The sequence below is a fragment of the Hoeflea marina genome (assembly GCF_003182275.1).
Classification (GTDB): Bacteria; Pseudomonadota; Alphaproteobacteria; order Rhizobiales; family Rhizobiaceae; genus Hoeflea; species Hoeflea marina.
This window is the reverse complement of sequence record NZ_QGTR01000004.1, coordinates 516,876-530,649: the sequence shown is the minus strand read 5'-3', so window position 1 is coordinate 530,649 and position 13,774 is coordinate 516,876. Positions and strand designations below refer to the sequence as shown.

The window sequence follows — 13,774 nt, the reverse complement described above, 5'->3', positions numbered from 1 at the left end:
TTGCAGCAGCCCGATTCCATGCATGCAGTTTGCGCATAGCTGCACTGCAGCATAAGCGCTGGAATCCGCGCCGAAAGTGCTTATGTTGCATTGCAGCAGGAGGAGTGATTAGACACTCAACCAAGAGGGAATACCGAAATGCCGAAGAGCTTCATCCGCACCGCACTTGACCGCATGATCACCGCCCGCGAGCGTCAGGCCCGCCGTTATGTCAATGGCGCGCTGCTGCACATGGACGACGCCACGCTCAAGTCGCTCGGCCGCACCCGCGCCGAAATCGAACGCGAAGGCGCGCAAGACTACATGTATTGATCCGGCAGCCGCCTCTGGCGGCGCCAGGCATCGATCGCAGCTTTCACCAACGGCTCCCTCGCGGGAGCCGTTTTGCGTTTGGGGGACTGTTGCTCACTCCCGGCTGCATGTCGGCCTTCCCTCGCCCATCGCGCTCATCCTGAGGCCGACGCATAAGGCAACTCGCAGGGCAGGGGTATGCCGTGAGCAATTTCACCTGGACCCAGTGGTTCGAGGCTTCCCTTCACCCTCTTCCTGAGGCGGCCGCGAAACGGCCCTCGAAGGGCGAGGGCGAAGCGCTATTTGCGCAGATGAATCGTCACCCAGCCGTTGCGCCAGATGGTCTCGACATGGCTCAGCCCCTGGCCGTTGAAAGCGGCGAGAACCTTCCATCGCTGCGCCGCGAGGATGCCGGAGAGGATCACCGAGCCGCCCGGTGCTGCGCAGGCGGCGATCTCAGGCGCCATCTGCATCAAGGGTCTTGCCAGAATGTTGGCGATGATCAGCCGAAAGGGCGCCCATCCGGCGATCGCCGTGCTGTGGAATCCCCTGGCCGTGACCGCCTCGACCCGGGCAGCAACCCCGTTGAGACGGATGTTCTGCCGCGCGATGCGGGTGGCGATCGGGTCGATGTCGGTGGCCAGCACCCTGACGGGGCCCAGCATCGCGGCGGCGATCGCCAGCACGCCGGACCCGGTGCCGAGGTCGAGCACCGGGTCGAAGCCGCGCGGCCCCTCCGGGCGGCTCAGCATCACCCGCTCGATCATCTCCAGGCAGCCGGCCGTGGTGCCGTGATGGCCTGTGCCGAAGGCCTGCGCCGCGTCGACCTCGATGGCGAGATCATGCGGGCGGACGGCGGCGCGGTCGTGCGAGCCGTGCACCAGGAAGCGGCCGGCGCGCACCGGCTTGAGCCCCTCGAGCGATCTGGAGATCCAGTCGATGTCGGGCAGGATCTCGGTCTGGATGGCGACGCCGGGAAAGGCATCGGCGAGGCACTCCGCCATCCGCGCGGCGATGCTGCCGTCGTCCTCCGCTTCGAGATAGAGCGAGGCCTCCCAGATGTCGGCGGCCTCGTCCACTTCCATGGTGGCGACCGGATGGCCCTCGTCCTCGAAGATGTCCGACAGCAGCTCTAGCGCCCGTCCGGCGCCGGCCTCGTTGGTGGACAGATAGAGGCGGACATTGCTCATCGGTTCGAATCCCGGTCGGAGGCGGTGGTGCTGGAGAGGTTCGGATCGGCCGGGCCGTGGGCCTCGGACGTCCCGGCGATCCCGCCGGCGGCATTGGCGGCGCGGATCGCCTCAATGCGCGCCTCATCGCGCGGCAGCGCGAAGCTCAGGACCCGGTCATTGGCCTGCGGCTTCGAGCCGCTGACGGAGGCGAAGATGATGGCGCCCGACGGCTTGATCCAGAACATGATCATGGCATTGTCGGCCCGGGTCTGCTGGTAGGTGTCCCAGTTGAATTCGTCGGTCAGCCGGGTGATCTGGAAGGTCCAGCCCGAGAGCAGCCGCTCGCGCAGTTCGTGAAAGCCGGCGCCGGGAAGGGCCAGCGGGCGGCCGCCGAGGGTGAAGTTGATCGACTGCCGGCCAGTGTCCTCGCTGCGGCCAATCTGGAAGACGTTGGAACGCCCCAGTTCGGGCCCGAAATCGGTGCAGACCAGAGCGTTGTAGGCCTCGTTGTCGCTGGCGGCGATGAGGTTGGCGAAGCGCTTGGGGTCGATGGCGTGGTGGGCCTGCTCGGAGAGCACCTCGCCGAAATAGACCGGAATGCTGGCCAGCCGCGCCTCGGTGAGATGGTTCCAGTTCGGGTCGGCGAGCATCACCGGCACCTCGATCTCCTTGAGCTTGCGCGCCAGCGTCGTCGACCAGCGCGAGCCGCCGACGATGAGAATGCCGGGCTTGCTGTCCTGCTTGAGCTTGAGGAAGGCGGCCAGTGGCCCGAGCGTGAAGCCGTGCAGCACGATCGTGGTCACCACGACGGCGAAGGCGAAGGCGGTCATCCGCCCGGCATCCTCGACGCCGGCATCGAGCAGCAGTGTTCCGAACAGGCCGGAGACGGCGACGGCGACCACGCCGCGCGGCGCGATCCAGGCGGTGAGCAGCCGCTCCTGCATGGTCAGGCCGGCGCCGATGGTGGCGATCATGATCGCAACCGGCCGGATCACCACCAGCAGCGAGGCCACGAACAGTGCCGCGCGCCAGTCGAGGCTGACGATGTCGGCCGGCGTCAGCGAGGCGGTGAGGATGATGAAGACGCCGGAGACCAGCAGCGTGGTGATGGTCTCCTTGAAGCGGCGCATGTCGGTGAGCGAGGTGATGCGGGTGTTGGCCAGCGCCACGCCCATGATGGTGACGGTCAGCAGCCCGGCCTCTTCCAGTGCCAGGTTGGTCAGCGCATAGGCGCCGAGCACCGAGGCGAACAGCACCGGCGCCTTGAGATATTCCGGCACGTGGCCGCGCGCAAACGCCCATTCGATCGCCTTTGCCGCCGCAAGCCCGCCGCCGACCGCAATGACCATGCCGATCGTGACGAGCGCCAGCAGGTTGTCGACCTGGTGGCGGCCGAAGACGACCAGGATGACCTCGAAGGACAGCACCGCGAACAGCGCCCCGATCGGGTCGTTGACGATGGCCTCCCAGCGCAGGATCGAGGCCGGGCGCGAGTTGAGCTGCGCCTGGCGCAGCAGCGGGATGATCACGGTCGGTCCGGTCACCACCAGCACGGCGCCGAGCACGATCGCCGTCGGCCAGCTGAGCCCGCCGATCACATGCGCGGAGACGGCGGTCATCGCCCAGACCATCGGCCCCGCAAGGATGATGATGCGGCGCACCGCCTTGGATGTCTCCCGGATCTCGCGAAAGTTCAGCGACAGCCCACCCTCGAACAGGATGATGGCGACGGCCAGTGACACCAGCGGCCGGTAGATCTCGCCGAAGTCGGCCGCGGGCGTGATGAAACCGGTGGCCGGTCCGGCTATGAATCCGGCGATCAGCAGCAGCACGATGGCCGGCAGCTGCAGCCGCCAGGCCAGCCACTGGGCGGCGATGCCGGCAGCGCCGATCAAGGCGATCTTGATGGCAATGTCGTGCACGCTCAGTTCTTCAGCAGGTTGGTGAGCTTGCCGATCGCCATGTCCGGATTTTCGCCCCAGCCGATGGTGGACTTGAAGCGGCCCTTGTCATCGAGCAGGAACACCGAGGCAGTGTGGTCCATGGTGTAGTCGTCGGCGTCGCCGCTCTCGCCGGGCACCTTCTTGGCGTAGACATTGAAGCCGCGGACCATGGCGTCGACCTTCTCCGGATCGCCGGAAATGCCGATGATGCGGTCGGAGACGCCGCTGACATAGTTGCCGAGCAACTCGGGCGTGTCGCGCTCCGGGTCGACGGAGATGAAATAGGCGCCGATGCGGCCGCCCTCGGGGTCGACCTGCTTGAGCCAGCCGTTGAGCTCGTAGAGCGTTGTCGGGCAGATCTCCGGGCAATGGGTGAAGCCGAAGAAGATCGCGGTCGGCCGGCCCTGGAAGGCTGCCTCGGTGATCGGCGCGCCGGTCTGGTCGGTGAGCTGGAACGGCACGCCGTAGGCCTTGGCGTCGAGATCGGCGCTGCTGCGGTACCATTCGAAGGTCAGCCAGCCGAGCCCCGCGGCGAAGAGGACAATAAGGCTCCACAGGATGGTTCTGAAGGCGGTCATCAAAGGCTCCGTGACTGTGTTTGGGCCGCGGCGCGGCGAGGTGGCGAAGGACAATGCCCGGCTACATGCACCAGGCCAGGCCGCTGGCCGCCAATGCGTACAGCATCGAGGCCCCGTGGGTGTGCCAGCCCGCGAAGACCAGTCCGGCTGCGATCGCGCATGCAACCAGACCAGCCGCGCCGAGCAGTATCGGACGCCACGCAGGTCGGCTTCTGATCGGATCTGCTTCGGCCATGGCCCTGTCTAGGACAAGTCCGGCTGCCTGCCAAGCGGAACCTCTTTCAATGCGGCGTGTTGCGGCCCATATGGAAGGCAGCGCGGCAACACGCCGCAACCCTGACAGGAGATCCCGATGCCGATGGAATGCAGACCTTCCGCCCGTTCCGCCACAGCCATCCGCCTGCGCGCCGGCGTGGCCGCCGGCCTGCTGGCGGCCTCGGTGCTCGCAGCGCTGCCCGCCCGAGCCGAGGAGGTGGGCAAGGTCGGTGTCGACTGGCTCGGCAACGACATCCTCATCGAGGCGGTGCGTGACCCGAAGATCTCCGGCGTCACCTGCCATGTCGCCTATTTCGACCGCGGCGTCATCGACCGGCTGCAGAAGGGCAACTGGTTCGAGGATCCCTCCAACGCCTCCATCGCCTGCCGCCAGACCGGGCCGGTCGTGATCGGTGACATTGATCTCGACGAGGACGGCGAGGAGATCTTCAAGGAATCGCGCTCGCTCGTCTGGAAGAAATTGGTGGTGAACCGGATCTATGACAAGGCCAACGACACGCTGGTCTATCTCGCCAATTCCCGCCAGGTCCAGGACGGCTCGGCGAAGATGTCGCTGTCCACTGTGCCGCTCTACGGCACCGAGGTGACCTGGACAAGCGGCAAGCCGTAGCCGGGCCAGGCCGCCGCTGGTTTTCCTCCCCCGCGGTCGGGTTACGGCAGTCACACATCGCTGTCGCAGATCACCAGCGGGATGAGGAGATGCGGTTTCAGCATCCTGATGCAGTTACCCGGCAGGAATTGAAGGTGAGGGGGCGCGCCGCATGGCCCCTTGCCTTTGACGGCGGCCCCGGCCGCACGCCGGTGCCCGATGTCTGACGACGTCCTCTCCTCCGTCATGCCGGGCTCGACCCGGTATCCAGCGGCTCGCGTCCACGAGCCGGGAGACTCTTTCGGACCGTCCGCAAGCAGGAGAGTCTCTCACCGCGCGCACGCGCGGCGGCTGGACCCCGGCTCGGGGGCTGGGGTGACGGTGTGGAGGGTGCATGGTCACACGATGGTGGTTGCGATCTTTCAAAGATGGGGAGTTCTGGTTGCGCCGTCAATCCCCTGGACGGCGATCGATGTGTGCCGGCTGCGGCATCCCGGTCACCTCAGCCGCGAAAGATCAGCGCCGCGCCCGCGGCGATCAGCACGAAGCCGCCGACATGGTTCCAGCCCAGCGGCTCCTTGAGGAAGATCACCGAGAAGCCGGCGAAGACGATCAGCGTGATCACCTCCTGCATGGTCTTGAGTTCGGCCGCCGACCAGACCTCGTGGCCGATGCGGTTGGCGGGCACCGCCAGGCAGTATTCGAACAACGCGATGCCCCAGGCCACCAGGATGACGATCATCAGCGGCGTCGACTTGAACTTGAGATGCCCGTACCAGGCGAAGGTCATGAACACGTTCGAGAGGCTGAGCAGCAGCACGGGCAACCATTTGACGGCAAAGGGAGAGAGCGACATGGCGGGGTTCCGGAAGGGGCCGAGCCACCGATATGCCTCCACGCCGTGCGATTCGGCAAGGCCTGCCTGGGTCTTGGCGTGCCGGTGCCACTGGTGCGGCGTCAGCCGGCCTGGAGCTGTTCCGAGCGGACGGACAGAAATTCCGCCACCCGTGATACCGCCATCGGCCTGGAAAACAGATAGCCCTGATAGGTGGTGCCGCCGATGGAGGCAAGGATCGCCAGCTGCGAGTGGGTTTCCACGCCCTCGACGATGCACTGCAGACGCAGATTGCGGCACAGGTCGAAAATCGTCTTTAGAATGTCGCGTCCTGCCTGCTCCTTCTCGATGTCGAGAATGAAGGACCGGTCGATCTTGATGCGATCGATCGGCAGCTTGCGAACATAGCTGAGGCTCGAATAGCCGGTGCCGAAATCATCGAGCGCGATCGCCGCTCCCGCGGTGCGCAATTCGTTGAGTGCGGTGCAGGCGCGGCCGAAATCCTGCATGATGGCCGATTCCGTCACCTCGAAAACCAGCCGCGTGATGGGGAAGCCGGTCCGCTCGATCTCTTCGAAGATGGCTGCCATCGTGTCGCCCGAACAGACGTCCTGCGCCGAGAGATTGAAGGACAGATAGATATCGTCGGGCCAGGTGGAGGCTGCCCGGAGCGCCTTGCGAAAGAGTGCAAGCGTGACGCGGCCGATGACGCCGGCCTGTTCGGCGGTGCGGATAAAGACATCCGGCGGCACCCGGCCCAGCACCGGGTCGTTCCAGCGGGCCAGCGCTTCCAGACCCAGCGTGGTGCCGGTGCGGGCGTCGACAATCGGCTGATATTCCATGCTCAGCACGGCGTCCAGGTCGGCGTCGCGCAGGCGCTGGCTGACTGTGGCAGCCTGCTTGATGGCCGTCTCGTGGTTGCTGGAGAAGATCGTCGTGCCGCCGCGTTCGTGTGCCTTGGCATGGTAGAGGGCGAAATCGGCGCGCTCGAACAGGTCGGCGGCGGTTTGCCCGGCGTCCGGAAAGCGGGCGACACCGCAGGTGGCGGAAATCCTGATCTTCCCCTCGTCGAGCGCAAAGGTCGGGGCAAGCGTTGCCAGGATGGCGCCGGAGGCCTCGAGGATGTCGTCATCGCTGCCGGGGCAGGGCAGGATGATGGCAAATTCGTCACCGCCCAGCCTGAAGATCGAGGCACCGTAGGGCATGGCGGTCGCCAGCCGGCGGCCGACGGCGTGCAGCAGCTTGTCGCCGGCGCCATGTCCCAGCATGTCATTGACCGGCTTGAAGCCGTCGAGATCGATGATCCCCACCGCAAACGGGCTCCCCTTGATCCCGTCGCCATCGATCAGTCGTGCCAGCCCGTCGAAAAAGCTGCGGCGGTTGGGCAAGCCGGTGAGGCTGTCCTCGGCGGCGAGCAGGCTCACCCGATCGTTCAGCGACTGCAGTTGCTGACGTTGGATGTCGAGTTCCAGCTGCTTTTCGACCCGCGCGCTGAAGTCGGTGTGGGCGCGGCGCAGCACCACCGACAAGGCGCCGATCACCAGGATCATGTTGACGGCGATGGCGCGGAAGGCCGTCTCGTCCTGCAGCAACAGGAACAGGCAGGTGGGCACCACCACGACGCTGATCATCAGCGGCGGGATCTGCCTCAGCGGCATCAGGCAGGTGATGATGGCGATGATGGTGATGCCGTTGAAGAACGTCACCTGGCCCTTGGAGTAGGCGTCGCCGTAACCGAAAAGCGTCAGCGACCAAGCGGTGATGGCCGCGCCCAGCACGACCGCCATGATCATGGTGTCGCGGTTGTTCCTGCGGATTGTCTCGACCGCCGGCATCTGGTGCCGGCCGCGATACTTGCCTGCGGCCCGGTAGACGCAGACCAGGCCGAGCACGGTCGGCACCGCGATGGTCAGGTAATCCGGCGCCGCGCCGAGATGGATGTAGGCCAGCGTCGCCATGTTCACCAGCAGGATGGCGTACATCATTGGAATCTGGCGTGTCAGCGCGCCGTATTGGGCGTGGTGGAAGTCCGGCGTGGAATGGCCGGCGCTCCAGGCGGCGGTGAAGATGCGTCTGATGGACATGCCTGCTCCCGACAAGTTCGCGCCGATGACCCGGGGCGAGCGCACGCTTCTCGTCCCCTGCGCCCATTACAGGACTTTGCTCCGCGGCCGGATCGACCATCGTGTCGGAGTTCCAGTCCTTGGACCGGAGACTTATACCGCCAGAGTCCTTAAGGAAGTCGTGAGCCGCTGCGGCAACTTCTTGGAATTACTAATATTTCAGTGGATTATTATGGGTTTTCGATGGATTTGCCCGCCCCGCGGGCCGCTGCCGACCGTCGGCGTGGATCGGGCCAGGCCCTAAGGGGCCGCCGGCGAACGCTGTTTGCCTTGCGTCGCGTCCTCCCGGCCGATCTCGCCTGCCGGGCATTCCCTCCTACGACCCGGCCGACGGTTGGTCAGGCTTCGGCAGCAAACGCCAGGCTTGTGTTGTCGGTGCGGGCCTGGCTAACTGCGATGAACGACTCTCCAATGGTCCGGCATCATCATGGTCGCTGCAGTCTTCTATCATCGTGCCGACAGCGTTTATGACGACCTGCCGTCGAAACACTATCATTTCCCGGCGCAGTATCTGACTCGCGTCGAGCAGGTCATTGGCCGGCCGATCGTCTATTATGGCCCTCTGGAAGGGATGCCGGGGCGCTATTACTGGGGCACCGCGATCGTGTCCGGTGTGCGCGCCGATCCGACTCTGGGCGGACATTTCTACGCGGACCTGGCGGCCTATATCGATTTCGACCGGCCGGTCGATTCGAGGGAAGACGGTGGATACGAGAAAAAGCTCATCCTGCCCGATGGCAGGGTCAGCGGCGGTCGGGCAGTGCAGGCGGTGCGTGTGATCCCCGACGACGAATGCGATGCCCTCCTGCAGGCCGGCATGGGCGTGCGCAGTCCCTGGCCGGAGCGTTATGACCAACCCGGCGATGTCGCCTTTGAAATCTCCGAGCCGCCGCAGGCGCCCTTCGAGCGGCCCATGCTCGAGCAACTGGTCAATCGCCGCTTTCGCGACGTCAAGTTCCGCCAGCATGTGCGCATCGCCTACGACCGGCGCTGCGCCTTCACCGGGCTGCGCCTGATCAACGGTCTCGGCCGGCCCGAAGTCGAGGCCGCGCACATCATGCCGGTGGAGAAGAACGGGCCGGATTCGGTGCGGAACGGCATTGCGCTGTCGGGCACTGTGCACTGGATGTTCGACCGCGGGCTGCTGTCGCTGGATGACGATTTCACCATCCTGCAATCCCGCCATCTCAACCACGAGGTCTCACACCTGCTCCGCCCCGACATGAAGGCCCTGGTCCCCGACGATCCGAGGCTGCGACCGCACCCGCATTTTCTCGATTGGCACCGCAGCAACTGCTTCAAGGCGGCGTGAGGGCACGCCGCGTCCCGCCTGCGCGCCTTTGGATGGCTTGGGCCGGGTCGGCACGACCCGTTGCCGGCTTCGTCGGTCGGCCCGGGGAGGAAGCCCCTCCTTCCCCAATTCGGCGCCCTGCGCTAGGGTCGCCGCACACAGCCACCGGGGAGGGTGAGATGGCGGACGAGGATTTCGAGATTTTTGACGCGCGGTTCAATTCGCGGGTGAAGACGAGCGCCCGGCTCGACCATCTCTTCGATGATTGCCGCTGGGCGGAGGGGCCGGCCTATTTTCCGGCGCACCGGCAGCTCGTCTGGTCCGACATCCCCAACAACCGCATGCTGCGCTACGACGAGACCAGCGGGGGGGTGTCGGAATTCCGCAATCCTTCGAATTTCTCCAACGGCCACACCGTCGACCGCCAGGGACGGCTGGTGAGCTGCGAACATGGCGCCCGCCGCGTCAGCCGCACCGAGCCGGACGGCTCGATCACGGTGATCGCCGATCGCTTCGAGGGCAAGCGGCTCAATTCGCCCAACGACGTGGTGGTGCGCTCGGACGGCTCGATCTGGTTCACCGATCCGACCTACGGCATCGATTCCGACTATGAGGGCCATCGCGCCGACAGCGAGATCGGCGCCAGCCTGGTGTTCCGGGTCGATCCGCAGTCGGGCGAGATCCGCAAGGTCGCCGACGATTTCACCCAGCCCAACGGCCTGGCCTTCTCGCCCGACGAGACGAAACTCTACATCGCCGACACCGGCGCCACCCACGTGCCCGGCCATCCGCGCCACATCCGGGTCTTCGACGTCGGCGCCGACGGCGTCAGCCTCGGCGGCGGGGCGGAGTTCTGCGAGAGCACCAACGGCCTGTTCGACGGCTTCCGCTTCGACCGGGACGGCTATCTGTGGACCAGCGCCGGCAACGGCGTGCACTGCTACGCCCCCGAGGGCAGGCTGGTCGGCGTGATCCTGACGCCGGAGCGGGTAGCCAATGTCTGCTTCGGCGGCCCGCGCCGCAACCGCCTCTACATCTGCGCCACCACCTCGCTCTACGCCATGACGCTGCCGGTGATCGGGGCGAGGACGTTCTGAGGCACATCGCCGGCGGGAGCGGGTCCCGTCCAGCGGTCCTGCCCGGCCCCTCGTGCCTCGAGGCCCGCCGGCGCGCCGCCGGGCACCTCACCATGAGGGGAGCGGCGTCGCGGCGGCAGGCTGCCGGTCCGCGGTATTGCAGAATTGTGCAGGCCGGCTGCGTCCCGATCCGGCCCGACACTGTTCTGAACTGCAACTAGATACCCGAATGCGATGCTGCGACGCACAAGCGGCACGAAAATCTTCAATGCTGATAATCTATATTTATGAGCAGCATGCATGAAATCTGAAAGACGGGAAAATTGCCTCACTGCAAGAATAGTGGAAACTATTTCGGCAAGAGGAATTTGAGATTGACTCACCGGTGTCTTGGAACTCTTATTGCATCCAGCAGGTTTCAGACAATGTTGGGGGGTTGGTCTGGGTCATGGGTGCGAAGAGTGGCGTCTTGTTTGGTTCTGACCGGGTTCGACACATGTTCGTCCGATGCGGCATCCTGGTTCCGCTGCTCTTTCTGGCGACTGCTTGCCAGGAGGGGCGGCAGAACTATCTGACCAGCGGCATCGGCACAGAATTGTCGGGCACCAACCTTGCCGCCGCCGAAACCCTGCAGAACCGGTACTTTGGCTATCTCTGCCGGCAGGCATCGGCCATTGCGGTTCCGGACACCACGTGCCTGGTCAGTGACTGGAACCTCATTGCCGCTCAGGGCATGAACGACATCGACCGCCGCTGCGACGCCTATCTGCAGTGGCTGGACAACCGCAAGCGATCAAAGGGTCCCTGGGTTAGCCAGATCGGCGACACGGCGGCGGCGACAAACTCGATCCTCTCGCTGGTCAGTCCGGGTTCCAAGGCCATAACGATTGTGGCACAGGCATTCCAACTGGTGACAAAAAGCGTCGAGAACTATCATAGCCGACTGCTGCTCGAGGTTGAGTCATCGACAGTGAATTCGATCGTGCTGCAGTCAAGGCAGAACTTCCGTCAGTACCTCATCGACAATCACCGCAAGGCGACCAACAAGCCGGAAGCCGAATACATCCTGCGCGCCTACACAAGGCTTTGTCTGCCTTTCGCCATCGAGGCCAAGGTCAACGATTATTCGACCCTGGGTTCGCTCGGCGTGGCGGTGAGCGCCCAGAGCAGGGTTGACCAGGAACCGGTGCTGAATAAGTCCAGCGATCAGCTCCCGCAGGTGAGCATACAGCAGTTCAATAATTCCGGACTCAACCGTTTCGAGAAGGCGCTTGGATCTTCGGAGATCAGCCAGATTCAGGCGGCGCTGTGCGTCGAGGTGGATGGCGTGTGGGGCGCGGCGACGCGCGCCGCGCTGGTCGAGTTTTACAATGGCGCCGGGGAACCGCGTCCGTCGATCGCCCAGACCGGCATCCGGTCTGACGATCTGGTAAAACTGCGCGTTGCCATGCAACAGAGTCCGACATGCAATGCGCCCAGTGCCCACAAGAGCGCGTTCCAGCTCGGCCAGTTCGTATCTTAAGTCGGGTGTCGCCGCGCAGGCTGTGCGCCCATCTGTCCTTTTGATTGGGGGAGATCAGTTCAATGGCCATCATGACCGCGACACGCACACTCCGGGACGCTCCGTTCGGGGCATCGCTGGGAATCGAGGCAGTGGCTGGTGTGCGCGTCCGGATCGTTGACGCCGCAACCACGCCGTTCTGGACAAGGATTGAATTGATCGAAAGTACGATCGATCCGAAGCCTCAGGGCTGGGTGAGTGCCCAGGCGGTCAATGCCGACGCGGACGCAATCGGCCCCTTGGACAAGGTGATCTTTGCCCGTGAATGCGTCTTCGAGGGCGGCTCATTCGGCGTGCTTGCCCATTATCTAATGGCGGTCGCACAGATGCGGACCAACGTCACCGATGGTCCTCAGTCAGGGGATGCCGACTACGGACCATTCGCGCTATCCACGGCGGAGTGGGATTTGTTCGGCTCGCTCGAAGAATTCGATTTCAACATGAGCGCCGAGAACTACAGGAATTGGACCGCCCAGTGCATGGTGTTCGCGGCGATGACCAATGTCATGCAGCGCAAGCTGGCCGGCCTTCTCGCCAACCAGCCGACAGCCGCCCAAATGGCCCTGGCCCAGATGATCGGCACCGAGGCGTCATTCCGATCGATCAGGGCGCCGGAAAAGCCGGTGATGGATGTGGTCGCTGCTGTGACTGATGACCTGTTGAGTGCGGAAGCCATCGACCGAACCCGCTTGCCCCTCCGTTACAAGGACTACCTCGACGGCAAGACCGGGGAGGAGGTGCTGTCGGCGATAACCGCCGCGTTGCAGACATCGCTTGACGAGACACGCAGCGTCATTGCCGGGGCGGGAGCACAGCCCATTGAATTCCCGAGCGGTCCGGTGGGTGAGGCAACGTCAAGTTCCGACTTCGTCACGGCCAAGCTGACTGCTCCCAAGACCGTCACCTACACCGCTGCGGACGGATCGGTGATGGTGCGCAAGGGCGGGAGCATCGCGTGGCGGCAGAACAACCCCGGGAACATCCGCCCCGGGAATTTTTCCACCACTCATGGTGCAATCGGTGAAGCGGGGAACTTCGCGATATTTCCCAGCGAGAGTGTGGGGTTCGACGCAATCCTGCAACTGCTTTCCGGCCCAAGCTACCGTGATCTCACGCTCGAAAAGGCCATGTTGAAATATGCGCCGCCCGAGGACAGCAACAACACCGAACAGTATATCGTGGCCATTGTCAGCCAGACCGGAATTGCGCGCGATCGGGTCGTCAGCGGCATGAGCCGGGAGGAACTGACCGCCTTCGGCAAGGCCATCCAGAAGCACGAGGGCTGGACGGTCGGCAGCGAGACCTTTACGCCAGGCCCCGATGGCGCCGTTTCCGGTCTCGGCGTGACCGCCGATGCAATCGTGCTCGCCGCCACCCAGGAGTGGGAACGCTGGGGCAAATCGACCTGGAATACGATCACGGGAGCCAAGGCAATCGGCAAGACCGAAACGTCTCCCGGCTTTGCAGATTTCGTCTATGAGACCTATTACAAGACGGTGGTGAAGTCGCCGGACCCGACCAAGAAGGCTAAGATGCTCAGGCGGATCCAGGAGCTCGACACGCCCACCTATCCTTGGTCGGCGATCACCATCTCCTACATCATGAAAACGGCCGGCTTCACAAAGGCGCAGTTCGAATTCTCGGAAGGGCATTCGCGCTATATCCGCAACGCAGTCGCCGCCAAGGGCGTCGATACCGCTGCGAGCTATTGGGGCTTCCGGATCACCGACGCAGTGCCCACTGTCGGTGATCTCGTCGGCTGCGCCCGCAACAGCAACGGCACGCCGGTTTCGCACGCTGCCGGCCAGGCCTGGTACGACAAGACCGGAGACTATTCCTCCCATGCCGACATCGTGGTCGCCGTCCGTCCCGGAGAGATCGATGTGATCGGCGGCAATGTCTCGAATTCGGTGACCATGAAGACGCTCAAATGCGATCCGGTTTCCGGCAAGCTCACGGATATGTCGCATCCGTGGTTCGTGGTGATGAAACGGCGCCTGCCGGCCCCGTCCTGAGCAGAGGCCGTCGGCAAGAGCATC

At 64.5% G+C, this 13,774-nt stretch carries 11 protein-coding genes; 6 read left to right on the top strand and 5 right to left on the bottom strand.

Going from position 1 to position 13,774, the window contains the following annotated elements; genetic code table 11:
- The first annotated feature begins 138 nt into the window (after window positions 1-138).
- Window positions 139-312 carry a hypothetical protein gene (locus DFR52_RS24625; RefSeq protein ID WP_170132302.1) on the top strand — a complete coding sequence of 58 codons (174 nt, stop codon included), beginning with the start codon at window positions 139-141 and terminating at the stop codon, window positions 310-312.
- Window positions 313-590: 278 nt separating this feature from the next.
- On the opposite strand, the gene DFR52_RS17905 is transcribed toward DFR52_RS24625, so the two are convergent.
- Genes DFR52_RS17905 through DFR52_RS17895 form a run of 3 tightly spaced genes read right to left on the bottom strand, consistent with a single transcriptional unit; the run spans window position 591 to window position 3,984 of the window.
- Entirely contained in the window at window positions 591-1,481 is an 891-nt protein-coding gene (locus DFR52_RS17905) for a 50S ribosomal protein L11 methyltransferase (protein WP_110033351.1), read from the bottom strand.
- A complete protein-coding gene (locus DFR52_RS17900) occupies window positions 1,478-3,385 on the bottom strand; it encodes a cation:proton antiporter (RefSeq protein ID WP_110033350.1) in 1,908 nt (635 codons plus the stop codon). Before DFR52_RS17900 ends, DFR52_RS17905 begins: the two co-directional genes overlap by 4 nt.
- A 2-nt stretch (window positions 3,386-3,387) precedes the next feature.
- On the bottom strand, window positions 3,388-3,984 hold the full coding sequence (locus DFR52_RS17895) for an SCO family protein (RefSeq protein WP_110033349.1): 597 nt from the start codon (window positions 3,982-3,984) through the stop codon (window positions 3,388-3,390).
- Between the two features lie 358 nt (window positions 3,985-4,342).
- On the opposite strand from DFR52_RS17895, the gene DFR52_RS17890 reads away from it, so the two are divergent.
- Complete coding sequence (locus DFR52_RS17890) at window positions 4,343-4,870, top strand: CreA family protein (RefSeq protein WP_110033448.1); 528 nt, start codon at window positions 4,343-4,345, stop codon at window positions 4,868-4,870.
- Between the two features lie 481 nt (window positions 4,871-5,351).
- Here the strand turns inward: DFR52_RS17890 and DFR52_RS17885 are convergent, their stop codons facing one another.
- The gene (locus DFR52_RS17885) at window positions 5,352-5,705 is read right to left on the bottom strand and encodes a DMT family protein (RefSeq protein WP_110033348.1); all 354 of its coding nucleotides are present in this window, start codon (window positions 5,703-5,705) and stop codon (window positions 5,352-5,354) included.
- A 101-nt stretch (window positions 5,706-5,806) separates the two neighbouring features.
- Entirely contained in the window at window positions 5,807-7,768 is a 1,962-nt protein-coding gene (locus DFR52_RS17880) for a putative bifunctional diguanylate cyclase/phosphodiesterase (RefSeq protein WP_110033347.1), read from the bottom strand.
- A 466-nt stretch (window positions 7,769-8,234) separates the two neighbouring features.
- Here DFR52_RS17880 and DFR52_RS17870 point away from each other — a divergent pair, with 466 nt between their 5' ends.
- The 4 genes from DFR52_RS17870 to DFR52_RS17855 all read left to right on the top strand — a co-directional run bounded on the left by DFR52_RS17870 (window position 8,235) and on the right by DFR52_RS17855 (window position 13,750).
- Window positions 8,235-9,119, top strand: coding sequence for an HNH endonuclease (locus DFR52_RS17870; protein WP_110033345.1), 885 nt, complete (start codon window positions 8,235-8,237; stop codon window positions 9,117-9,119).
- A gap of 158 nt (window positions 9,120-9,277) precedes the next feature.
- Window positions 9,278-10,195: an SMP-30/gluconolactonase/LRE family protein gene (locus DFR52_RS17865; RefSeq protein WP_110033344.1), complete on the top strand. Its 918-nt coding sequence runs from the start codon at window positions 9,278-9,280 to the stop codon at window positions 10,193-10,195.
- 427 nt (window positions 10,196-10,622) lie between these two features.
- Entirely contained in the window at window positions 10,623-11,696 is a 1,074-nt protein-coding gene (locus DFR52_RS17860; protein ID WP_158284996.1) for a hypothetical protein, read from the top strand.
- Between the two features lie 62 nt (window positions 11,697-11,758).
- The gene (locus DFR52_RS17855; RefSeq protein ID WP_110033342.1) at window positions 11,759-13,750 is read left to right on the top strand and encodes a DUF2272 domain-containing protein; all 1,992 of its coding nucleotides are present in this window, start codon (window positions 11,759-11,761) and stop codon (window positions 13,748-13,750) included.
- Window positions 13,751-13,774: the final 24 nt, after the last annotated feature.